This is a genomic window from Kitasatospora sp. NPDC056731 (genome assembly GCF_040687675.1).
GTDB lineage: Bacteria > Actinomycetota > Actinomycetes > Streptomycetales > Streptomycetaceae > Kitasatospora.
The window spans coordinates 113551-136735 of sequence record NZ_JBFBNR010000018.1 but is presented as its reverse complement, the minus strand read 5'-3'; the positions used below and the strand labels follow the sequence as shown (position 1 = coordinate 136735).

At 74.9% G+C, this 23185-nt stretch carries 19 protein-coding genes; 4 read left to right on the top strand and 15 right to left on the bottom strand.

Going from position 1 to position 23185, the window contains the following annotated elements:
• Positions 1-706: 706 nt before the first annotated feature.
• The 8 genes from AB0R04_RS20730 to AB0R04_RS20695 form a co-directional block, all read right to left on the bottom strand.
• Entirely contained in the window at positions 707-865 is a 159-nt protein-coding gene (locus tag AB0R04_RS20730) for a DUF6760 family protein (RefSeq protein ID WP_347878560.1), read from the bottom strand.
• On the bottom strand, positions 862-1356 hold the full coding sequence (locus tag AB0R04_RS20725; protein ID WP_063346011.1) for a hypothetical protein: 495 nt from the start codon (positions 1354-1356) through the stop codon (positions 862-864). Before AB0R04_RS20725 ends, AB0R04_RS20730 begins: the two co-directional genes overlap by 4 nt.
• Entirely contained in the window at positions 1353-1793 is a 441-nt protein-coding gene (locus AB0R04_RS20720) for a phage tail protein (protein WP_063346012.1), read from the bottom strand. Before AB0R04_RS20720 ends, AB0R04_RS20725 begins: the two co-directional genes overlap by 4 nt.
• A gap of 38 nt (positions 1794-1831) precedes the next feature.
• Positions 1832-3379, bottom strand: coding sequence for a phage tail sheath family protein (locus AB0R04_RS20715; protein ID WP_363373124.1), 1548 nt, complete (start codon positions 3377-3379; stop codon positions 1832-1834).
• Positions 3380-3545: 166 nt separating this feature from the next.
• Positions 3546-5708, bottom strand: a complete 2163-nt coding sequence (locus AB0R04_RS20710; RefSeq protein ID WP_363373121.1) for an AAA family ATPase — start codon at positions 5706-5708, stop codon at positions 3546-3548.
• On the bottom strand, positions 5705-6466 hold the full coding sequence (locus AB0R04_RS20705) for a DUF4255 domain-containing protein (RefSeq protein WP_363373119.1): 762 nt from the start codon (positions 6464-6466) through the stop codon (positions 5705-5707). The genes AB0R04_RS20710 and AB0R04_RS20705 overlap by 4 nt, the downstream gene beginning before the upstream one ends.
• Positions 6463-9720 (bottom strand): hypothetical protein, encoded by a 3258-nt coding sequence (locus AB0R04_RS20700; protein ID WP_363373116.1) that lies wholly within the window; start codon positions 9718-9720, stop codon positions 6463-6465. Before AB0R04_RS20700 ends, AB0R04_RS20705 begins: the two co-directional genes overlap by 4 nt.
• 143 nt (positions 9721-9863) lie before the next feature.
• A complete protein-coding gene (locus AB0R04_RS20695) occupies positions 9864-10595 on the bottom strand; it encodes a LuxR C-terminal-related transcriptional regulator (RefSeq protein WP_079135335.1) in 732 nt (243 codons plus the stop codon).
• Positions 10596-10828: 233 nt separating this feature from the next.
• Here AB0R04_RS20695 and AB0R04_RS20690 point away from each other — a divergent pair, with 233 nt between their 5' ends.
• Positions 10829-12124, top strand: a complete 1296-nt coding sequence (locus tag AB0R04_RS20690) for a hydrolytic protein (RefSeq protein ID WP_363373114.1) — start codon at positions 10829-10831, stop codon at positions 12122-12124.
• 510 nt (positions 12125-12634) lie between these two features.
• Here the strand turns inward: AB0R04_RS20690 and AB0R04_RS20685 are convergent.
• The 4 genes from AB0R04_RS20685 to AB0R04_RS20670 all read right to left on the bottom strand — a co-directional run bounded on the left by AB0R04_RS20685 (position 12635) and on the right by AB0R04_RS20670 (position 16801).
• Positions 12635-14062: an RtcB family protein gene (locus AB0R04_RS20685; RefSeq protein ID WP_363373111.1), complete on the bottom strand. Its 1428-nt coding sequence runs from the start codon at positions 14060-14062 to the stop codon at positions 12635-12637.
• 40 nt (positions 14063-14102) lie between these two features.
• Complete coding sequence (locus AB0R04_RS20680) at positions 14103-14558, bottom strand: archease (protein ID WP_363373109.1); 456 nt, start codon at positions 14556-14558, stop codon at positions 14103-14105.
• A gap of 81 nt (positions 14559-14639) precedes the next feature.
• Positions 14640-15944 (bottom strand): styrene monooxygenase/indole monooxygenase family protein, encoded by a 1305-nt coding sequence (locus AB0R04_RS20675; protein WP_363373107.1) that lies wholly within the window; start codon positions 15942-15944, stop codon positions 14640-14642.
• Positions 15945-16048: 104 nt separating this feature from the next.
• Entirely contained in the window at positions 16049-16801 is a 753-nt protein-coding gene (locus AB0R04_RS20670; RefSeq protein ID WP_363373104.1) for an alpha/beta fold hydrolase, read from the bottom strand.
• Between the two features lie 229 nt (positions 16802-17030).
• On the opposite strand from AB0R04_RS20670, the gene AB0R04_RS20665 reads away from it, so the two are divergent.
• A complete protein-coding gene (locus AB0R04_RS20665) occupies positions 17031-17981 on the top strand; it encodes an SDR family NAD(P)-dependent oxidoreductase (protein ID WP_363373102.1) in 951 nt (316 codons plus the stop codon).
• Positions 17982-18027: 46 nt separating this feature from the next.
• On the opposite strand, the gene AB0R04_RS20660 is transcribed toward AB0R04_RS20665, so the two are convergent.
• The gene (locus AB0R04_RS20660) at positions 18028-19218 is read right to left on the bottom strand and encodes a serpin family protein (RefSeq protein WP_363373099.1); all 1191 of its coding nucleotides are present in this window, start codon (positions 19216-19218) and stop codon (positions 18028-18030) included.
• A gap of 191 nt (positions 19219-19409) precedes the next feature.
• A complete protein-coding gene (locus tag AB0R04_RS20655) occupies positions 19410-20108 on the bottom strand; it encodes an AAA family ATPase (RefSeq protein WP_363373098.1) in 699 nt (232 codons plus the stop codon).
• Positions 20109-20282: 174 nt separating this feature from the next.
• On the opposite strand from AB0R04_RS20655, the gene AB0R04_RS20650 reads away from it, so the two are divergent.
• Positions 20283-21824, top strand: a complete 1542-nt coding sequence (locus AB0R04_RS20650) for an AMP-binding protein (protein WP_363373095.1) — start codon at positions 20283-20285, stop codon at positions 21822-21824.
• 151 nt (positions 21825-21975) lie between these two features.
• Positions 21976-22155, top strand: a complete 180-nt coding sequence (locus AB0R04_RS20645) for a hypothetical protein (protein ID WP_363373094.1) — start codon at positions 21976-21978, stop codon at positions 22153-22155.
• Positions 22156-22186: 31 nt separating this feature from the next.
• Here AB0R04_RS20645 and AB0R04_RS20640 read toward each other — a convergent pair whose 3' ends face one another.
• Positions 22187-23176, bottom strand: coding sequence for an ABC transporter ATP-binding protein (locus AB0R04_RS20640; RefSeq protein WP_208869032.1), 990 nt, complete (start codon positions 23174-23176; stop codon positions 22187-22189).
• Between the last annotated feature and the right edge of the window lie 9 nt (positions 23177-23185).

The window sequence follows — 23185 nt, the reverse complement described above, 5'->3', positions numbered from 1 at the left end:
GATCACGGCCACCGCACGCGGCGGCAGGGACCGGGGGCGGGGTGCGGTGGTCAGGGGCTTCCCGACGCGGCGCGACGGGACCGGCCTGGTCGGCTTGGTAGGCCCGGAAGTCGGCGCCTCTGAGCCGTGAGCGGGGGCGGGCGCGGGGGCAGCCGGCGCGGCGCCACCCTCGGCGGCCACCGCCCGTACGGGGAGCCGTCGCACCACGGCGCCGGACCTCTGCACCTGCCGTACCTGACCGAGCCCGCCCGGCCCGTCCCCCACCGAAGCCGAGGCCGGATCCGAACCCTCCGACGGCGCCACCGCCGGTGCGGCGTACGGCAGCACGGGCCCGTCCGCCCCGGCGGAGACCGCCGGGCCGAGGGGCCGTGCCACCGCCCGCAGGATGCCCGCCGGGGCGGACGGCAGGACCGCGTGTCCGAGTGCACCGGTCAGCGAGGGGTTCTGCCAGGAGGCGAGCCGGGACCGGAACCGCAGGCCGTCGCTGACCCCGCCCGCCGCCCCCGCGAGGGTCGGGGTCAGGGGCGCGACCGCGCGCCAACCACCGTCCGGGGCGGGCACGTCGGCCCGGGGCGCGGGAGCCGCGTCACCCGTGCCGCCCGTAGCACCTGAGACACCCGAGGTACCCGGGGCACCCGAAACGCCCGCCTCGCCCGGGCCGCCGGCCTTCCGCCGCCCGAGCCGGTCCCGAATCCCCATCCCGCGCTCACCCGCCTTCGTTGACGCGGGTGTTGATCCGCGCGATCTCCCGCACCCACGCGCGGCGTTCCTGGTGGGACAGGTCGAGGATGTCCTCCCGCTGCCAGTGGAAGTGGTAGGCGATGTACGCGACCTCCTCGTACAGCCGGGTGGTCGCGTACGTCACCATTCCCCCAGGCGCCCACCAGCGAGGTCGACTTCGAAGGCACCGTCGCAGTGCGGGCAGGTCACCGCGGCGCGGGTGTGGCCCTCGCTGTTGATCCGCTGGTAGAAGTCCTGGAGGAACGCGACGTCGGTGGCGTACATCTGCTCGACGACGCCGGCGTGCACGTCGGTGACGGTGCCGAGCCGGGTGATCACGTGGCTGAGCAGCACGACGCTCAGGTACGCCGGGTTCTCCTTGACCCGCAGGTCGATCTGGGGCATGAGTTCGTCCCGCGCGGTGGCCAGGCGCATGGCGCCGTGCCGGTGCAGGGTGCCCTCGTCGTCCAGGTATCCGCGCGGGAGCTCGAACTCGAACTCCGTGTGCAGTCCGTGCCCCTGGGGGCCCCGCCCCCGCTGCGGCGCGGCGGCCTGCGGGGCCGGGGCCGCGGCGGGAGCGGGGGCGGCTGCCGGAGCCTGCTCCAGGAGTTCGTCGAGGCTGATCCGTCGTCTCATTCGACGGTGATCTCCTCGAACACGATGGTCACCGTCTCGGTCGCGGCGCTGGACTCACCGGCGGTGAGGGTGGGGCCCTCCCACCGGCTGGCCCAGGCGTTCATCAGCTGGATCCGCCGGAGTGTGGCACCGGTGGTGTCCTTGACCTCGATGGTGAGGTTCTGGCGCGCGGTGTTGATCGCGCCGTTGTTGAGGGTCTCGTTGATCCACTTGGTGAACGCCCCGCTCTTGTCGAGCCCGCGGGTGATCGTCACCTCGCCCGGGAGCCGCGCGCCGGGCTGTTTGCGGACGATCAGCTTGCCCTGCTGGGTCACCTGCTTGTACTCGACGACGTCCTGGTCGACGGTCAGGTTGCTGATCTCCTTGACCGACTCGACGTTGTAGCCGCCGAGTTGGACGCCGAATATGTGTGTGGAGAGCGGATCGCCTTCAGCCATGACTTCCTGTCACCTTCCGGTCTGTGCTGGCCTGCTGGTCACTCGTTGACGAGGCTCGTGCTGTCCGAGAACTGGGACAGCCGGAACACCACGAACTCGGCGGGCTTCACCGGAGCGACCCCGATCTCGCACACCACCTGCCCGAGGTCGATGGACTCCTGCGGGTTGTTCTCACGGTCGCACTTGACGTAGAAGGCCTCCGCGGCCGTCGCGCCGAACAGCGCGCCGCGCCGCCACTCCTCGGTCAGGAACGCCGTGATGTTGCGGCGGATGCTCGACCACAGCCGGTCGTCGTTGGGCTCGAACACCACCCACTGGGTCCCCAGGAGGATGGACTCCTCCAGGTAGTTGAAGAGCCGCCGCACGTTGAGGTAGCGCCACGCCGGGTCCGAGGAGAGGGTCCGGGCGCCCCAGATCCGGATGCCGCGCCCGGGGAAGGCCCGCACGCAGTTGACGCCGATCGGGTTCAGCAGGTCCTGCTCGCCCTTGCTGAGGCGGATCTCCAGGTCCACCGCGCCGCGGATGACCTCGTTGGCCGGCGCCTTGTGCACGCCGCGTTCGGCGTCGCTGCGTGCCCACACGCCGGCGGCGTGCCCGCTCGGGGGGACCATCGTGTTGCGGCCGGTCGCCGGGTCGAACACCTTGATCCACGGGTAGTACAGGGCCGCGTAGCGGGAGTCGAAGCCCGCCTCGTTGTTGCGCCAGTTGCGCATCTGCTGGGCGCTCAGCCCGGGCGGGGAGTCCAGGACGGCGATCCGGTCGCCCATCTGCTCGCAGTGCGACATCACCGCGAGCTGGACGGTCCGCACGCCCTCGGCGTCGATGTCGCCGCGCTGGTAGGCGCTCATCAGGTCGGGCACCGCGACCATGGTGATCTCGTCGATCGCCTCCAGGCCGGAGAACCCGGTGCGGGCCGAGGCGTCGCCGATGTACTCGGCGGGGCTGAGCCGGGTCGTGGCGGCGGGGGCGACCGGCCCGGGCGCGGGGGCGGCGGCGAGGGCGAGCGTCTGGCGCTCCGGGCGGCTCGGCGCGGTGCCCGGCTGCTCGCTGACCGCGACGAGCTTGGACTCGCGCAGCTGGGTGACGACGTAGCCCTTGGTGTTCTTGCGGGTCGAGACGTCGTACGTCTCGGCGACCTCGGCGCCCTTGCGGACCACCAGCCGGAACCGGTCGTCGGGGACGTTCTCGCCCTCGACGTCGGCGATCTCGACGGTCAGGTCGGCGCCCGCACCGGGCAGGGCCGTGAACAGGAAGCCGGCGTGGGCGGTGGGCGCGGGCGCCGATCGGGCGACCGGCGGCCAGCCGCCGGCCGTCTCGCCGGCGGGCTCGCCGATCCGCACGACGTAGACGGCGCCGCCGCCGTTGGCGAAGAAGCCGTAGACGGCGTGGGGCAGGTAGGTGCCTTCGGAGAAGCCGCCGAACTGCTGGACGTACTGGTCCCAGTTGGTCACCAGGGTGGGCTCGTGGAAGGGGCCGGTCTGGGCGAAGCCGACGAGGGCGGCGACGGCAGTGCCGACACCCTCGATCGGCCGGGCACCGGACTGGACCTCCTCCACGTACACGCCCGGGGTGAGGTACGACGGCATGCTCGCTCCTTCGGGGTGGCCGATCATTCGCCACCGAGTCTGCTGCCGGGCCGCCGCCCGCGACATGTCCGCAGGTCCCGGACCAGGGGCAGAGCCGCTGCCCCGGCGGGCACCCCGGCAGGGCCTCACCGGTCGTCAGTCGGCCGGTGGTCTCCCGCCCGCGCGCTCAGGCTCGCCCGGTGCCCCCGGAGGCACGCGACCACGGCCCGAACTCGCTCTCCAGGACCAGCCGGCCGAGCTTGCGGTACTCCCGCTCGACCGCGAACACCAGCTCCGCCATGCCCAGCGGGCGGCCCGTCTCGGCGGCCAGGTAGGCCGCGGTCACCGCGCAGGCCCGGATGGAGCCGCCGGCGAGCTCGAAGTGCCGTGCGCAGAACGCCAGGTCGAGGTCGTCGCCGCGGGGGATCCGCGGGCCCAGGCAGCGCTCCCACAGGGCGTGCCGCTGTTCCTCGTCCGGCACCGGGAACTCCGCGATGACGTCCAGCCGCCGGGTGAACGCCTCGTCGAGGTTGGCGCGCAGGTTGGTCGTCAGCACGGCGATCCCGTCGAAGGACTCCATCCGCTGCAACAGGTACGCCGACTCCACGTTGGCGTGGCGGTCGTGGGCGTCCTTGACCTGCGACCGCTTGCCGAAGATCGCGTCGGCCTCGTCGAACAGCAGGACGGCGTTCACGTGCGAGGCCTCGGTGAAGATCCGCTCCAGGTTCTTCTCCGTCTCGCCGATGTACTTGTCCACGACGGTGGACAGGTCCACGACGTACAGCTCCATGCCGAGTTCGGCGGCGACCACCTCGGCCGACATGGTCTTCCCGGTGCCGGACTCCCCCGCGAACAGTGCGATCACCCCGCGTCCGCGCCCTCCGCCCGGCCGCATCCGCCACTGGCCGAGCACCTGGTCGCGGTGCCTGGCGCGCAGCGCGAGTTCGTGCAGCTGGCGCGCGGTGGGCTCGGGCAGCACCAGGTCGTCCCACCCGACGGCGGGCTCGATCCGGCGGGCGAGGCGGGCGAGCCCCGCCCCGTTCTGCGCCCGTACGGCGGCCCGCAGGTCGTCGGCGGTCACCGGGCGGTGTTCGGCGGCGGCCGTCCTGGTGGCGACCCCGGCGGCCCTGGCCACCTGGTCCTCGTCCAGCTGGTACGGGGCGACGGCCTCGGCCAACTCGGCTCTCAGCACGCCCTCGTACGGCCCTTCTGCAGGGCTTTCCGCAGCGCCTTCCCCGGGTTCGCCCGAAGGCTCACCCGCAGGCTCGTGCGAAGCCCCGCCCAGCGCGTGCGCCCAGCGTTCGGCGCGCTGCGCCGGGTCCAGCGGCGGGGCCACGAGCACCACCGGGCTCTCCTGCGCCCACGTCGGATCCCACGGGCGCGACCCGTGCACGAGCAGCGGCACCTCGGCGAGTTCCGCGCACAGCTCGCGCAACAGCCCGGCCCGCTCCGGGCGTTCGGGTTCGAGCCGCTCCAGCGGGCCCAGCACCACACCGCTGCCGCTCAGCCGCGCCTCCCGGGCGAGCGCCCGGACCACGGCCTCCGGGGGGCGGGCGGCGAGCGCGGTGACGTCGACGACCAGGGCCCGACGGCCGAGGCCCGCGAGGGCGTCGACCGCGAGCCGCCCGGCGTTGCCGCCCCGGTCCAGCAGGTGCACCAGTCCGCCGCCGTTGGCCACGGTGGCGCGCAGCCGGCGCGCGGCCTGCGGCGGGGTGCCGGCGCCGGCCCGGCCGACGCGGACGAGCCCGCGCAGCGCGCCGTCGGGTTCGTCCGAGCCGAGCAGATGGGCCGTCACCCGGTCGGGCAGGCGCAGGCCCCGGGAGAGCAGCGGGCGCTCCGGTTCGGTGATCTCCAGCAGGCCGCCGGCGATCATCGGGGCCTGGGCGGTGAAACGGAACCGGCCGGCGCCCGCCCCGGACCGCCCGCACAGTTCGAGCGCGAGCCCGATGGTCGGCCGGCGCAGGGTCAGGTCGTCGTTGAGGTACCCGTAGAGCCGTTCGAAGCGGGTGTCGAGGTCGGGGGCGAGTGCCACCAGCAGGAGTTCGAGGTCCAGCGGGAGCAGTCCGAAGCCGTCGACGAGCCGTTCGGTCCTCGATCCGGGTGGTGGCGGCGGCGGTTCTCCGAGGTCGGCGCCGGCCCGGCCGGTCGCGGCGGGCGCCGCGAGGATCCGTTCCGCCGCCTCCGGGGTGAGGTACTGGCCCCGGTAGGGGTCGTCCGGGTCCGGGTCGTCGGCCCTGCGCTCGCGGACGGCGGCCCGGATCCGCTGTTCGAGGCGGCTCAGCCGCTCCCACAGGTCGTCCAGGTCGGCGGCGGGCCCGCTGGTGGCCGCCGGTTCCAGGTCGAGGGTCATCGCGGCGCACCGCCGCGCCGTCTGCGGCCGGGCGGGAGCTGGCGTTCCCGGGGCGCGGCGAAGCCGTCCGCGCCGGGGTCCGTGCCGCCTTCGTAGCGCAGCCGGCGGCCCGGATCGGCCGGGTCGACCGAGTCGGCTGTGGCCTCCGGGGCGTCCTCGTCGCTCTCGCCGCCCTCGCCGTCCTTGCCGCTCTTGTCGACGGCGCGCAGCACGAGCCCGTCGGTGACCGGGGGCCCCGCCGGGGCACGCTGGCCGGACAGCGGGGCGAGCACCCTGAGGTCGATCGAGGGTTTCAGCTCGCCGCCGAGGGCCGACCACACGTCGGACACCGACGGCATGCCCTCGCCGCGCCCGGCGGTCTCCAGCCCGACGGTGAGCCCGAGTTCGGCGAGCGTGCCGGTGAGCAGGCGGGCGGGCAGCGCGTCGGTGGCCGTCAGGCAGCGGAGCACCTCCGACAGCAGCCGGTGCTCGTCCTGGGCCCGGTTGGTCCACGCCGTCACCAGGTAGGCCAGTTCGAACCAGCGGGGCGCGCTGCGCCAGGCCACGACCACGCCGTCGGCGTCGTGCTGCTCGGCGGAGCCGGCCTGGCGGCGGGCCACGTCCTCGCGGATGCCGTAGAGGAAGACGCTGACGGTGGGGGCGTTGCGCCGGGCGGCCCAGTCCCGGGTGGGCGAGTCGAAGACCAGCTCGATCCCGCGTTCCTGGAGGCCGCTCTCGACGAGCAGGAGCCGCAGCGCCTCGTCGACTTCGTGGATCACCGCCGCTGCACCTCCCCCGGCGGGCCGACGCTGCCGACCACCACGAGGAAGGGCGTGGTCACCGGGGAGAAGCCGGGGCCGCTCGCGGTGATGGTCCGGGGGCCGGTCTCGTCCTTGGCGAGGATGAGCAGCTGGCCCGCGAAGGTGCCGTCGGTCTTGGGGACGGTGGGCGCCGCGGCGGCGGTGATGCCGGGCGTCCAGGTGAGGGTCACCGGGGTGCCGGGCGGGAAGTCCACGCCGCGGACGGAGGTCACGAAGCCGGGCTTGCCGATCGGCGGCACCGCGACGATGCGGGGCTGGAGGATGCGCAGCGGGGTCCGCGCGACGTGGTCGCCCGGGGCGGCGTCCGTGCCGGTGGTGGTCAGGACGGAGGTGATGGTGGTGTCCAGGGTCGCCTCGGGGGCGAGCACCACCTGCACGACGGCGCTGCCGCCCGGGGGCAGGTCGGCCACGTCGCAGACGCCACCGGTGCAGCCGGGGGGCATCGGCCCGGTGGGGACGCCGGCGGGCAGGCCGAGCGAGACGCGCAGTCCGGTGGCAAGGGCCTGGCCGTCGTTGCGCACGGTGTAGGTGACGGTGACCCGGCCGCCGACGTATCCGGGGTTCGGCTGAGCGCCGACCGTCACGGCCGGTCCGGCCTTCGGCGCGGGCGGCGCCGGCTGCGGCGCGGGGGCCGGGGCCGGGGCGGGCGGCGGTGGCGGGGCCGGCGGTGAGGAGATGGGCGGTGTCGGGGTCGAGGTCGAGGTCTGGGTCGGGGTCGGCGAGGCAGTCGGGGTCTGGGTCGGAGACGGGCTCGGGGACGGCGACGCGGCCTGGACGGGTACGACCGTCTGCGCGATGTTGTCCTCGGGCTTCGGGTCGACCACCGCCCCGGTGACCCACCAGCCGAACCGCTGGTCGCCGGCCACGGTGCCGACGACGGTGGCGGTCACCTGGACGACCGCGCCCGGGGCCAGGGTGCCGAGTTCGCACCGGAGGGCGTCGGCGGCGCAGGTGCCGGCCGTGGCCTTGAGCCCGGTGAGCCGGGCGCCCGTCGGCACCGACGCGGTGAGCGCGGTGCCGGGCGAGGGCGCCGGGCCGTGGTTGGTGACGGTGATGGCCACGGTGGTGGAGTCCCCGATCTGCATCGGGATGGTGGCGGCCGGCGCGCTCAGCGACAGGTCGACGGACTGCTGGACGCTCGGCTCCTTCTGCCGCCCCGGCAGCCTGGAGTTGATGGAGGTGAGCCGGCCGGTCGCGAAGTCGTAGCTCTGCAGTGCCTCCGGCGAGTTCGCCGGCAGGGCCCGGCGGGAGGTCAGCACCAGCTGCCCGCCGTCCGCCGTCCAGGCGACGTCGCGGGGCTGGAACGGGCCGGTGGCGGAGGTGTCCGGCAGCGGGCGGCGGCAGGCGTTCCGGTCCTGGCTCAGCCCGGCGGGCAGGATCACCGTGCAGCCGTCGCCGGTCGCCGAGCTGACGAGGACTCCGTTCTGCTGGTTGAGCCCGCCGTCGCCGGTCTTGCGGTTGAAGGCGACGCTCCGGCCGTCGGGCGAGAACGCGGGGCTGTCGTCGATGACGTCGCAGGCGCCCGGGCAGGCCCTGCGGCTGAGGTCGGTGGGCCGGTCGAGGGCGTTGGCGGGCACGGTCCACACGTGCTTGTTGCCGCCGTTGCCGTTGATGACCTCGGTCCTGGTGTAGGCGATCAGTTTGCCGTCGGGGGACCACGAGGGCTGGGCCAGGGAGGCGGCCGGCTGGTTGTTGGTCGGTTCGACGGTGCCGACGATCGCGCCGGTCGACACGTCCGCGATCAGCACCCGTCCGGGGCCGGAGGCCGTCCCGACGCCGCCGGGCGAGGTCCTGGTGAAGGCCATCAGGCGGCCGTCGGGCGAGAGCTCAGGGTCGGTGTCCCAGTCCTTCGGCCCGCGCCCGGCGAGGTTCATCGGCTTCGGGTCGGAGCCGTCGGCGCCGGTCTGCCAGATCCGTTCGATCCGGCCGGCGGGCGAGTCCTCGAAGCGGGTCAGCACGATCCGCCGGCCGTCCGGCGTGTAGGTCTGCCGCTCGAACCACGGGTCGTAGCCGGGGCGGGGGTTGAACAGCGGGTCGGCCGCGGGGTCGGTGTTGGTGTCGGCGGCCGGGTCCTCCCGGAGCACGCTGACGCCCAGGTCGCGCGGATCCGCTCCGTCGGGGCGGATGTCCGACAGGTCGGCCACGTCGGGGGTGTCGGCGCTGTTGCGGTCCACGACGGGCCCGCCGCCCTTCTGGGGGCCGAGCCAGACCGGTGTGCGGACGGCGCGGTCCTCGCTCGCCACCAGTTCGGCCCCGCCGCAGAAGCAGGTCAGGGCGCGGTACACGTTCTCGTACGGCGTCGGGTCGGCGTTGAGCCGGTTGGGGCTGAGGAAGAGCACGCCGCTGCCGTCGGGCAGCCAACCGGCGGACCTGGTCCGCCAGTCGCCGCCGATGCCGGGGAAGAACGCCCGGTCGTTGGTGCCCTCGGGCGAGATCACCCGCAGCTGCGGCCCGGTCTGGCCGGCCTGGTCCCAGGTGTAGACGATCTGGTCGCGCAGGTCGGGCGCGTCCACCGGGTTCCACGCCGGTTCGACGGCGTTGCCGGCGGTCACCGCGGTGATCCGCCGCGCCGCGCCACCGGCCAGCGGCATGACGTAGACCTGGGTGTGCGCCGGGTCCACGTCGCAGGTGTACGCGACCCACTTGCCGTCGGGCGAGACCGTCGGGTGCGCCTCGGAGTCCGCGGTGTCGGTCAGCCTGCGCAGGCCGGTGCCGTCGGTGTTGACCACCCAGAGGTCCCGCTGGGTCTGCCCGTTGCGTCCGCCGGGCTCCACCGCGTCGAACACGACGGTCCTGCCGTCCGGGGCGAGCGTCGGCTCCGCGGTGTCCATGCCGGTGGTGAGCCGGCGCACCGCGCCCGACGCCTCGCGCAGGTAGACCTGGGGCAGCGGGCCGTCCCGCAGGCTGGTGAACACCAACTGGTCGCCGCGCGTGGAGGGTTCGGTGTCGAAGTGGACGGGGCCGGGCCCGAACAGCGACGCGCTCGACGTCGGCCCGGTCAGCCGCGCCAGGCTGCGGTGGCCGGTGCCGGCGTAGACGATCCGTCCGCTCTCCTCCGCGGCCCCGGCGGCCACCGGGGCGGCGCCTCTTCCGTCGCCGTCGGAGTTCGCGGTGCCCAGCGTCACCACGGCCACGGCCAGGGACAGCAACATCGCGACGGCGGCTCGCGCCGAGCGCCGCAGGGGGCGGGGAGTGCCGGTGGCGCCGATCACGCTCAACCTCACAGACCGAGAAGGCGGTACGTCCGGCAGTCTCCCCGGCCCGGGCGCGCGGGCGACAGGCCCCGGGCACCCGAGCCGGGGGTAGCGACCGGTGCCCCTGAGGGCAATCCGGCGCCGACGCTCCGGCGGCGTCCTCAGATGAGGCCGTGGCGCATCGCATACCCGACGGCGTGGGCGCGGTTGCGCAGTCCCAGCCGGGTGGTGATCTCGTGCAGCACGTTCTTGACCGTGCGTTCGGAGTACGAGGTCTCGGCCGCTATCTCACTGGTGTCGAGGCCGTCGGCGACCAGCCGGAGCATCTCCGCCTCGCGCGCGGTCAGGGTCGACAGGGTCAGGCCGCGCGGGTCGAGCATGGTGCGCTGGAGGCTGCCGACCCGGTCGAGCAGCTTGCCGAGGAGGTCCCCGGGCATGACGCCCTCGCCGTTGGCCAGGGCGGTGATGAGGTGGACGAGCCGGTCCTGGTCGGCGTCCGAGCGGCGCAGCACGGCGCCGACGCCGCACTCGATGATGGTCTGCAGGCCGCCGGCCTCGAAGTGGCCCACGACCAGCCCGGTCCGGCTCTGCGTGTTGAGGCGGAGCCGGCGCAGCCGGTCGGTCACGGCGTCGTTCAGCCCGTCGACCACCATCAGGGAGACCTGGGCACGCGCGACGTCGCCTTCGGCGAGCAGTTCCACCTCCGGCCGCTGCCTCAGCTGCTGGACGACGCCCGTGTGCAGGATGATGTCCTCCGCGTACACCGCCACCTGGACCCGGCCGGGCTTCACGTTCACGCGCACCGTGGCGGGTTCGGCCGATCCACGCGGTCGGGCCTGGACGGACCTGGTCGCCCCGACGGCCTCATGGGTGGTGGTTTCGATCATCGTCATCGAACTGTTCCGTTCTGCTTCGTCTGCGTCACCGGACGCATGGTGAGGACGGCCGGGCGCCATGTCATGGGGCCGGCCGCGGGTGTTGCCGGGGGGGCGGGGTGGGGAGCGTTGGCTGGGGGCGGGGCATCGGCCCCGGGCAGGGCCCGGTTGTTCCCGCGGGCAAGGGGTGTGCCCGCGGCTTGCCCGCGGGGCTCTCTCCTGGGGGTGTCCTCCGGTCCTACCGTCACGGCATGACCGCATCCGCCGAACTCGGCCTTCCCGCGCTGACGGTGTCGCCCGGAGACGTGGCCACGACGACCCTGACGGTACGCAACGACACCGATATCGTTGAGGCGTACTCGCTGGAGGTGGTCGGGGCCTGCGCTTCGTGGACGACGGTCGAGCCGGCCCGTCTCTCGCTCTTCCCGGGGACGTCCGAGACGGTGACGATTCGGCTCGCCCCGGCCCGCTCGCACGAGGTGCGGGCGGGTGAGTTCCCGCTCGGCATCCGGGTGTTGCCCGCCGAGCGCCCCGAACTGGTGACCGTGCCGGAGACGACCGTCACCGTGACGCCGTTCCGGGAGCTGCGCGCCGCGCTGGCTCCCCGGCGCCGCCGGGGCTGGCTCCGCGCCCGCTACCGGACGTCGGTGCGCAACCTCGGGAACACCGCGGCCGTCGTGACGTTCGCCCCGGCCCAGCCCGGCGAGGACGTGCGCTTCGGGTTCGCCCCGGAGCGGCTGCGACTCGCACCGGGCGAGTCCGCCGAGACCCGGCTGCGGGTGCGCGCGCGCAAGTTGATCTGGTTCGGCAAGCCGGCCACCTGGCCCTTCGAGGTCACCGTCGGCCAGGAGGGCGAGGCCGCCAAGCCGGACGGCCCGCAGCCGGCCGAGCGGCAGCACGTACTGGAGGGCGAGTTCGTCCAGCACGCGCTGCTGCCCAAGTGGCTGCTCGCGCTCATCGCGGCGCTGATCGCGCTGGTGCTGGCCTGGCTCACGCTGGTCCGGCCGGCGGTGCGCAGTTCCGCGAAGCAGGCCGCCGACAAGGCCGTCGAGCAGAAGGCCGCCTCGTTCACCCCGGCCCCCGTCGCGGCCCCGCCGGCTCCGGCCCCCGGGGCGACTCCGAGCGGTCAGGGGCAGCAACAGGGCGGCGGTTCGGGCGGCGGCTCCGGCCGCTCGGTCCCGGGGACGGAGCAGCAGTTCTCCACGACGGTCGACGTGACCACCAACACCGGCGGCTCCGCGGTGGGCGCCTACCGGGTGGGCCACGGCAAGGTCTTCCGCATCACCGACATCGTCGCCGCCAACTTCCAGGGCGACCAGGGGCTGTTGACCATCAAGTTCGGCGAGCAGACGATCACGACCATCGCCTTGGAGACCTTCCGTAACCAGGACTATCACTGGGTGACTCCCATCGAGGTCCCCGAGGACCAGACGGTGACGGCGAGCGTGGTCTGCCAGCAGCCGGGCACGCCCGCCTCGGGGAAGCAGGCCACCCAGTGCCACGAACTGCTGAACGTCAGTGGGCAGTTGAGCGATATCAAGCGCTGAAGCCGCACCTCTCCCTCACTTCTCGTTCACACCATGCACCTGTCAATGGAGTGCGACCTTACTGGCGGGTTCAGTAGTCGTTTCTAACACCAACCCGGCCTTGATGGGACAGAGAGTGACGTGAGTGACACCCGCCCGGAAGCCCGGCGGACGCCATAGGGCCCGCCAGGACCGGGCATCCGCCCGAACGGGCAAGCGGAGCGGCCCGTTCGTACAGTGGATCCTGCCCTTTCGCCCATGCCTGACACCTCGTCAATCATGGTGCCCGGACGCCGGATCACCGACCGGCCGGTCGGTCGGAAACGGGCGAACAGCCCGTCCAGGTGCCGGTCGACGGCCGTCGGCCCAGCCGGGGGCACCGACTGGCTGTAGCGCTCGGTGAGCGACCGCAGTTCGATCACCGGCCGGTCGCCGTCCCGGTCCCGGCCCCGTCCGTCGGCATCGCCCACGTCCGGTGTGCCCGGGTCCGGTGTGCCCGAGTCCGGTGGGCCCGAGTCCGGTGGGCCCGAGTCAGCCCTTGACCACGCCCAGCGGCACCAGGCGGGCGACCGGCCGGGCCAGCCCGGCGGCCTCGGTGGCCGCGGCCACCGCATCGACGTCCTTGTACGCCTGGGGAGTCTCCTCCGCCAGCGCCCGCCAGGAGGCCGGCCGCACCGCGATGCCGCGCGCCTCCAGTTCGCCGCGCAACTGCTCGCCGCGCACCGTCCGCAGCGCCTGGTGGCGGCTCCACACCCGCCCGGCCCCGTGGCAGGCGGAGCCGAAGGCCTCGTTGCCGGGCAGCCCGACCATGACGTACGAGGCGGTGCCCATCGTCCCCGGCACCAGCACCGGCTGGCCGGCCCGCAGGAGGTCGGCGGGCAGGCCTGGGTCGCCGGGCGGCAGCGCCCTGGTGGCGCCCTTGCGGTGGACGCACAGCCGTCGCGGCACACCGTCCACGTCGTGGGTCTCCAGCTTGGCGAGGTTGTGCGACACGTCGTACACCAGCTCCAGGCCGACCCCGAGGGCGGTGGCGAAGGCGCGGCGGGCCGCCTCGGAGAGCAGCTGCCGGTTGGCCCGCCCGTAGTTCGCTGCGGCGACCATGGCGCCCAGGTAGGCGCGGCCGCGCGGCGAGTCGACCGGGGTGCAGGCGAGCTGGCGGTCGGGGAGCTCGATCCGGTGGCGCTGCAGGTCGCGGTCCATGGCGTGGACGTGGTCGGTGCAGATCTGGTGGCCGAGGCCGCGCGAGCCGCAGTGGATCATGACGCACACCTGGCCGGGCCGCAGTCCGAACGCCGCCGCCGTCTCCGGGTCGTGCACCCGGTCGACGGCCTGGACCTCCAGGAAGTGGTTGGCCGAGCCGAGGCTGCCGACCTGCTGCAGGCCGCGCTCGACGGCCCGGGTGCTGACCTCGCCCGGGGCCGCGCCGGCCAGGACGCCGCCGTCCTCGCAGCGCTCCAGGTCGCGCGGCACCCCGTGGCCGTGCTCGACGGCGTAGCGGGCGCCGCCGAGCAGCAGGTCGTCCAGTTCCTCCGGTCCGGACAGCCGCCACAGGCCGCCCCGGCCGAGGCCGCGCGGCACGGTGCGGTCGAGCAGGTCCATCAGGCGGGTGATCCGCTCGGGGTCGAGTTCGTCGCGGTCGACGCCCGCACCCAGCAGTCGGACCCCGCAGGAGATGTCGAAGCCGACCCCGCCGGGCGAGATCACCCCGCCCTGGTCGACGTCGGTCGCGGCCACCCCGCCGATCGGGAAGCCGTAGCCCCAGTGCACGTCGGGCATCGCGAAGGAGGCGCGGACGATGCCGGGCAGGGTCGCCACGTTGGCCACCTGCTCCAGCGCCTTGTCCCCGGCGGCCTGCGGCAGCAGCGCGCGGCTGGCGAAGACCACGCCCGGCACGCGCATCGGCGGGCGCGGTTCGATCCGCCAGCGGCAGCGGCCCGCCTCGACCAGTGCGATCTCCACTTCGCTCACCCCGTTCCGCTCGGTGTCGCCCCCGGCCCGCTCAGACGTCCACCGTCACCCGGCAGGTCCAGCCGTCCGGGCCGGCACGCAGGTCCAGGTCGTGCAGCGAGACGGCCTTCGGCACGGCGCCGACCAGGGCCGCGGTGGCGGCGTCCGCCATCCGGAAGCGGACCTCGACCGTCCGGACGCCGTCCAGACCGCGGATCGGGCCGAGCGCCAGCCCGGCGGGGAGTTCGCCGTCGGCGTCCATCCGGTAGACGACCTCCTCCAGGACGCCCGCGAGCAGGTCCGCGTCGCTCACCGCGAGGACGGTGCAGCCGCGCTCGCCGACGATCCGCGCGCCGGAGAGGTCCGCGAAGCCGCCCACGACGGCGTGCACCAGCTCGCCGATGCAGCCCTCGGCCGTCGGCGCCCAGGCCTCCACCCGCAGGTCCGCCGTGTGCGGCACGGTCCGGTGGCCGCTGCCGGCACGCCCCGCGGGTCCGCGACCGTCCACGAACGACGCCTCCCGCCCCCGTTGACGTTTCCCCCTCCAGCCTCGTCCCGCGGGGCACCCGGAGGCAACCCGGGCCGGACCCTAATCGCGGACCGAGGCGAGGTAGGCGGCGGTCAGGTCGGGGGTGGCCAGCCAGGCGGCGTGGTCGCTCGGCTCCGCGTAGGTGTTGGCGAGCCGGCGGGCGACCGTCTCGTGCTCGGCGGCGGCCGCGAACACGCCCTGCACGTGGTCCGGCACGGTGAGCATCGCGGCGGTGAACTCGACCGCGTGTCGGGCGTGTTGCCGCCAGAAGCGCTCTGCGGTGCGGCACATCCAGTCCGCGGTGTAGGGGGCCTCGCCGTGCTCGACGATCGCCCGCAGGTACGCCTGTGCCGCCCGCGCGGCGCTGTTGGCGCCCTGGCCGGCGATCGGGTCGTTCACCACCACCGCGTCGCCGAGGCCGAGCACGTGGACGGCGTCGACGCCGGTGCCCAGCTCCGCCACCGGCCGCCGCACCACCGGGGTGACGGCGCCGGACAGTCCGGCCCCGGCATCGGTCGGCTCGGCGTCCGCCCACAGCTCCGCCTCCCACGGCAGGTGCTCGCACAACAGGGCGCGGATCCGGGCGAGTTGGGCGTCGGGCGCCGGGGTGTCGCGGAACGCGTCCAGCGGCCCGCCGGGCAGCGCCTCCCACAGCAGGATCGCGCACGGGCCGGAGAGGGTCAGGGCCGGTTGCAGGTACAGCTCGCCCAGGCCGGGCAGCGCGTGCATCCGCGCCCGCGGCTCGGTGGCCGGATCCGGCGAGCCCACCCCGTGGACGTACAGGCAGGACAGCGCCCGCTGCGGCCGGTCGAACGGCGAGCGGGCGGCGTCGCGTTCGAAGATCCCGGCCAGTTCGCCGCGCCCGGCCGCGACCACCGTCAGCTCGTGCCGGCGGGCGAGCTCGCGCAGGCCGTCCCGGTCCAGCGAGCGGTACTCGACCCGGCCGCCGCGCTCCTCCAGCAGTTCCAGCCAGCGCGCCAGTTTCAGCCGCTGGTCCACCGACTGGGCGGGCTCGTCGAGCGTCATGGTGAACTCCAGCGCCCGCACCCCGGGCGGCACGGCGAGTACCGACCGCACGGCGCGGACCGCCGGCGCCTCGCCCGCCCACAGGTCCAGCCCGGCCGCCGCCTCGGTCCGCAGCGCCGGTCCGAACATCGCCTGGGTGGACAGCACCCGCCCGCCGCACACCTGCTCGGGGGTGCGCTCGGCGACCAGTGTCACCTGGTAGCCGGCCGCCACCAGCCCCAGCGCGAGTTGCAGGCCGGCCTGGCCCGCTCCGACGACGGCGATCCGGCGCATGGCGGCCTCCAGGGTGGGTGGTCTCGGCTGGCGGTGCCGCCGGCGGCTCGGCTGACGGCCCGTCACGCAGGCACAGTAGCCGAGCCGCCGGGGCACGTCACCGGGGCCGGGCGGGCACAGCCGGTCAGTCCCGGCCTCACCGGCACCGGCCACGCCCCGGCGCGGCCGGCTCAGCCGCGCAGGTGCGCGGTGAGCACCTCGACCACGGCCGCGGCCTGGTCCGCCACGTAGAAGTGCCCGCCGGGGAAGACCCGCAGGTCGAAACCGCCGGTGGTGTGCCGGTCCCACTGGGCGGCCTGGTCGACGGTGGCGTTCTGGTCGGTCTCCCCCACCAGCGCGGTGATCGGCTGCGGCACGGTCGCCTCCGGCGCGCAGCGGTACGTCTCGATGGCGGTGTAGTCGGCCCGCAGCGCCGGCAGGATCAGCTCGCGCAGCGCCGGGATGGTGAGGATCCGCTCGTCCGTCCCGCCGAGGCGCACGATCGTGTCGAGCAGCCCGTCGTCCGGCAGCCGGTAGACGGCGGTCTCCCGGGGCAGCGAGGGCGCGCGGCCCGCCGAGACGAACAGCCGCTCGGGCCCCGGGAGGCCGTCGCGGGCGAAGCAGCGGGCGGTCTCGAAGGCGACGGCCGCGCCCATGCTGTGCCCGAAGAAGGTCAGCGGCCGGTCCGTCCAGTCGCGCAGCTCCCGGTAGAGCTGCTCGGCGAGCTCCAGCACCGAGTCGATCGCCGGTTCGGCGAAGCGGTTCTGACGGCCCGGGTACTGGACGGTGAGCACGTCGGCGTAGGGCGCGAGCGCGTTGGCGTACTCCATGTAGTAGCTGGCGGAGCCGCCCGCGTGGGGGAAGATCACGATCCGGGCGGGGGCGGAGTCGGACGGACTGAAGCGGCGGAACCACGGGTTGTCGACGGCGGCACTGCTGGACATGCGGATGCTGACCTCTCTCCGTGACGGACTCTGCTGCGCCCAGTCTCGCAGGACGCCGACCGACGCGGGTCCGAAACCCGGCGGTTCGACGATCTTGAGGCCTGACAGCGGTGACGGCGATCTGTCAGCGATCTGCCGGTCAGGCCTGTGATCGTGGGGCTGTCGGCGGCGCCGCGGTCTCGAATCACGGGTGGCCCGGCAGCCCCGAATACGCCAGGAGGCCATCAGCATGTCGTCCACAACCCGTAACCGGCCGTGGGACGTTCACCGGCCGCCGACCGCCGCCGGCAGGAGCGTCCTGGTCACCGGGGGCAACGCCGGTATCGGCTACTTCGTCGCCGAGCAGCTCGCCGGGGCCGGTGCCGTGGTCGTGCTCGGCAGCCGGGACGCCGGTCGGGCCGGGGCCGCCATGGCGTCGATCCGCTCCCGCGTCCCCGGCGCCGTGGTGCGCCACCTCCCGCTGGACCTCGCCGACCTGCCCTCCCTGCGGGCCGCCGTGGACGGACTCGCCCTCGACCACCTCGACGCGGTCGTCCACAACGCCGGGGTCGCGCTGGACGATCCGCCGCGCCGGGAGACCGGGGCCGGGCACGAGCTGATGTTCGCGACCAACCACCTCGGGCACGTCGCGCTCACCCGTTGGCTGGCCCCCCTGCTCGCGGCCGCACCGGCGGGCCGCATCGTGACGGTCGGCAGCTTCGCGGCCCGCTCGGAGCGACTGGACCTCGCCGACCTCCAGTCGGCCGTGGACTACCGGCCCAAACGCGCCTACGGCCGCTCGAAACTGGCGCAGATGACCTTCGGCCTCGAACTCGACCGGCGCCTCCGCGCCGCCGGCAGCACCGTGCTCAGCCTGCTGGCGCACCCGGGCGGCGCACTCGACTCGCTCACCCCGCCCCGCCCGCCGGTCCACACGCGGACCGTCGGCGAAGGACTGCGCGGCCTGCCGGCCGGGCTCCTCCTCCAGGGCAAGGACCACGGCGCGTGGCCGATCGTCCGGGCCGTCCTCGACCCGCAGGCGCAGGGAGGCCAGCTCTGGGGGCCCCGGGTCTTCGGCCTGCGCGGCGCCCCCCGCCTCGAACCCGCCCAGCCCCACCTGACCGACCACACCGTCGCCGGCCACCTCTGGGACGCCACCTGCCGACTCGCCGCCGTGGACCCCAGCCTCGGCCTCCTCTGACCACCATTTCGGCCGGCCGCCGCTCCGGCCTCACCCGTCGGGGAGGTCAGTCCACCCGGGGGTCCGGTTCGGTCACCCAGCCGGCGGCGAGGACCAGCCCGGTGTCGCGGTGGGCGGCGAGGAAGCCGAAGGGCCGGGCGAAGCAGACCTCGACGTACCGGATCCGGTACGGGGGCGGTGGCGGAGCGCCTGTTGCGGCGGCCGAGACGGCGGTCACCGAGGCCGCCCGGAAGCCGCGCGGGCCGAAGGTCGCGGTGGCGGTCTGGGCGGCGCCCTGGACGAACAGCGGCTCGCCGTCCGAGAGCCCGGGCAGTCGGTGCTCGACCGGCGAGAGGGTGCTCGCCGTCGCCAGGCCGAACAGTTCGGGGCGCGCCAGCAGGTCGTGCTCGGCCTTGACCGTGAACCGGGGGACGTGCACACACAGTTCCGGCTGCGGCTCGTGGCTGCGTCGCCAGCCCAGCGTGAGTCCGGGCCCCGCGGATCCGGTGGGCAGGCGGTCCGCGGTGATCCGGCGGCGCGGGTGGGACAGCGCCCCGATCCCCGCGGCCAACACCCGGCCCGCCGGGGCGTCCGGCTCGCCGAGCAGCAGCCGGACGTCGATGTCGCCGTGCCCGAGGACACGCAGCTCGGTGACCGGTCCGGTCGGCGTCTCCAGGACGGCGGCCCGGTCCAGCAGGGAGGTCCACCGCGACAGGTAGGTGACCGGTCCACCCCACTCGTCCCCGAGCTCCGGGCCTGCACCCTCATCGAACGGCCGGATCCAGTCGGTCCGGACGGTGAGCGCGGCGGCCAGCACCAGGCGGGTGTCCGGATCCAGGCCCACCGGCATCGCGTCGATCAGGCCGTCCGTGCACCGCGCGGCCCAGGCGTCGAGCGCCCGCCGGTCCTCCACCGTGTCCCCGCTCAGCCGCCCGTGGACGTCCGTCGGCAGCGCGGCCGACCACTCCGGCCGAAGCCGGAGCCGATCCGCCGACCAGAGCCCGAGCGCCGCACCGACTCCCGGCAACCCCCGCAACAGGCCGAGGAGTTCACCCGCGCACACGGCGGCGGCCTCGGCCCGCATCCCGAGGGCCTCCTCCAACTCCCCTCGGACGGCAGGGCTCCCCGCCGGAGCCAGCAGCCCGAGCAGCGGCCACACCCCGGCCGGCATCAGCACCGTCCCGTGGGCCGCTGGTGCCTGCTCGACCCATCGTGCGCCCAGCCCGTTGACCGCCCGTACCGCTTCGGCCCGGCCCATCCGCCCCCCTCGCGATCGACGTTTCGCGCGCCGAGCGTAGGGCCTGGGCGATGCGGGGTGCGAGGGGATTTCACCGCGCCCGGCGCAGGGTCAGGTGCTCGTCGGGCGCGGGCTCGTGGACGCGGACGACGCGGGCGTCGGCGCCACGCCGCGCTCCTGCCGCCACCACGGCAGGAGCGACGCCGGGGGCCTCACCGGGCCGGGCCGAAGTGGACGGTTGTGGCGCGGGAGCGGGAGGCGGTGTCGAGGAGCAGGACGGACGCCGCTTCCGGGGCCGGGGTCGGCGTGCCGGAGCGCGTGTGGCGGGTGAAGGCGGCGAGCAGCTGGTCCAGGCCCCGGCGGTGGCGGGCGAAGACCCGGGTGGAGGCGTGGCGGCCCCGGGCGCGCTGGCCGTCCAGCGCGGTGGCGGCACCGACGTCGAGCAGCACCAGGTGCAGTTGCCGGCCCTGCCGGGCGGCCTCGCGGGCGAGCCAGCGGCGCATCCAGGCGCGGCTGCCGCAGTCGTGCACCAGCAGTGGCCCGCCGCGCCGCACGGAGGAGCGCAGCAGCCGGACGTGCTCCAGCCGGGCCCAGGGCCGGTAGACCGCGTACGGCAGGCGCGCGGGCATGACCGCCTCGCAGGCCTCGTGCACGGCGCGCGGGTCGACGGTCGGCACCGCCCCCGCCCCGGACCAGCGCCGCAGCAGCGTGCTCTTGCCCGCGCCCGGCAGGCCCGACACGACCACGACGGCGTCGGGCGGGTAGCCCACGGTGAACGCCGCCCCCGCGACGCCCCGCAGGTCGAGGACGCCGTGCGGGCGCTCCTCGGCCCCCGGCCCGCCCGGCGCCTCGGCCGTGCCCGTGCCCGTGCTGGTACTGGTGCTGGTGCTGGTGCCCGTGCTGGTGCCCACGTGTCCCCCGTCCCTGTCCGACGGGGAACCCTAACAACTCCCGGCCGCGGATACGGCACTCCGGTCCGGTCGCGGCGGGACGCCCCGGCAGCGGCCCCTGCACCCGGGATCCCCGCACCACTGCGCCACCGCACCCGCCCTAAGCTGACGTCCCATCAGACAGGAGGCCGCAGCATGGCGGAGTCGGGGCCGACGTACACCGGGCTGGTGTTGGCGGGGCTGGAGCGGGATCCGGGGCGGGTGGCGATCCGCTGGGGGGAGGAGGCGCTGACCGCCCGGGAGTGTCTGGACGGGGTGTACCGGACGGCGCGGGCGCTGGCGGGTGCCGGGCTCGGGCGCGGGGACGGGGTGACGGTGCTGGCCGGGAACCGGCCGGAGGCGGTGCTGGTGCGGTTGGCCGCGAACCTGCTGGGCTGCCGGGTCGCGATGCCGCATCCGGACGGCCCGGTCGGGGAGTCGGTGGCGCTGGCCGGGTTCGCCGGGACGTCGGCGCTGGTCTTCGATCCGGACCGCTGCCGGGCCGCCGCCGAGGGGATTGCGCGGGCGCTGCCCTCGGCCGGCCTGTTCGCGCTGGGGCCGTCGGCGCTCGGGGTGGACCTGCCGGCGTCGGCCGCGTCCTGCTCGCCGGAGCCGCTGGCCCCGCGGTTCCGCCCGGAGGACGTGATGGCGGTGCGGTTCACCGGCGGGACGACGGGCCGGCCGAAGGGGGTGCTGCGCCGGTTCGCCCGGCCGCCGCGGCCGGCGCTGCTGTCCGGTTCGACGTTCCTACTCTGTACGGAGCTGTGCCACGGCGGCGGTACGACCGCGGATCTGGCGCTGGCGGCGGGCGGCACGGTGGTGTTGCAGGAGGCCTTCGCCGCCGAGGCGGTGCTGGCGGCGATCGAGCGGTTCCGGGTCTCCCGGGTGTACCTGCCGCCGCACCTGCTCTACCGCGTGCTGGACCATCCGCTGCTGCGCGCGGCCGACACCGGCAGCCTGCGCCGCGTCACGTACACCGGCTGTCCGCCGTCGCCGCGCCGGTTGGCGGAGGCTACGCGGCGGCTGGGCCGGGTGCTGCACCAGACGTACAGCCTGACGGAGTGCGGGCCGGTGACCAGGCTGGGCCCGGACGAGCACCTGGACCCGCGACTGCTGGCGACGGCCGGGCGCCCGTTCCCGGACACCGAGGTGCGGATCGTGGACGAGGACGGGACGGTGCTGCCGGCGGGCCGGACCGGGGAGATCTGCGTCCGCACCCCGACGGCGATGGTCGGCTACTGGCGCGACCCCGAGCTGACCGCCCGGGTGCTGCGGGACGGCTGGCTGCACACCGGCGATCTGGGCAGCCTGGACGCGGCCGGCTATCTGACGGTGGCCGGGCGCCGCCCGATGGCGATCGTGGACGGGCACAACGTCTTCCCCCGGGACGTCGAGGAGCCGCTGCGCGCGCACCCGGAGGTGCGGGAGGCGGTGATGTTCGCGACGGCCGGTCCGGACCGGCTGGAACGGGTGCACGCGGCCGTGGTCACCGGGCCGGGATCGCGGGCGACGGCGGAGGAACTGCGCCGCTGGGCCCGGGAGCGGGTCGGGCCGCGGTGCGCGCCGGACTCCGTCCTGGTGCTGCCGGGGATCCCGCTGACCGGGGCGGGGAAGCCGGACCTCGACGCGCTGCGGGCGTTGGCCACGTCCTCGGAGGGCCGGGCCGTCACCCCCGCAGGGGCGCGCGAGGGAGTGTGACGCGCCCTACCGATGCTTCGAGCGCCCGCGCGGGCGACCTCTCGCGCGGCGGACGACGGGAAGAACCGCCTGTGGACACTCGACCGTGCGGACCGAACTGCCGATACAACCCCGGCGGCGTTCCTCCGCACCGTCCCCAGGAGGCACTTCCTTGACCTGGCTTCGCGTCCTGACCGCACTCGGAATCCTCGCCGTCGCGGCCAGTGCAGTGCTCGTCTTCGCCCTCTGCACCGCCACCGCCCGGGGCGAGCGCGCCGGTGAGGACGCACCCGACCTGCGCACGGACGCCGAAGGCAGCGGGCTCTTCCAGCGGATGGGCGGCGACAGCTGACGGACCCGCCGGCCGCCGCCCCTCCCCCACGTCAGTGCCCGGCGATGTCGTCCGGACGGACCTCGATGTGGTCGGCCGCGAGGTCGACCGCCACCCGGTGCTCCATCCCGAGCGCCTCCAGGAACTTGACCGGCAGCTGCACCCGCCCGGTGCGGTCCAGCATCACGTACTCGCGCTCGTTGACCGACTCCTCGCCGTGCTCGTCCGTGACGGTGCGGCGCAGCACCTCGCTGCTGGTCCGGCCGTCCCGGATGGCGACCGTGCGGCGCACCTCGCCCGCGACCATCGGGTCGTGGGTGACGATGACGACGGTGGCGCCGAGTTCGCGGTTGACGGTGCGGAAGGACTCGAAGATCACCCCCGCGGTCTCGGAGTCCAGTTCGCCGGTGGGCTCGTCGGCGAGCAGCACCGGCGGGTTGTTGGCCATCGCCACCGCGATCGCGACCCGCTGCTGCTGGCCGCCGGAGAGCTCGTTGGGGCGGCGGTGGGCGAGGTCGCCGATCTCCAGCGCCTCCATCAGCTCGGCCACCCGGTCGGCCTGCTGCTTGGCCCGCCCGGCCCCGGCCCGGCGCCCGCGCAGCTGCATCGGCAGGGCGATGTTCTCGGCGGCGGTGAGGAAGGGCAGCAGGTTGCGGGCGGTCTGCTGCCAGATGAAGCCGACCACCTCGCGCCGGTAGCGCAGCCGCTCCCGGGCGGACATCTCCAGCAGGTCGCAGCCGGCGACGGTGGCGCTTCCGGCGGTCGGCACGTCGAGCCCGGCCAGGATGGTCAGCAGGGTGGACTTGCCGCTGCCGGAGGCCCCGACCAGGGCGACCAGGTCGCCCTGCTGGATGGTCAGCTCCAATCCCTGCAACGCCTGGACCTCGACGCCCTCGGCGCTGAAGATCCGCACCAGCCGGTCGCAGACGATGGCCGCGCCCTCGCCGTACGCCTTGGGCGAGGCGGCGGCGAGGGCCCGCTGCCGGAGCTCCTGCAAGCTGGGGGCCTCGGCGACCGGCTGCTCCTGGGGAGTGGTCTTCACCGCTCGTCT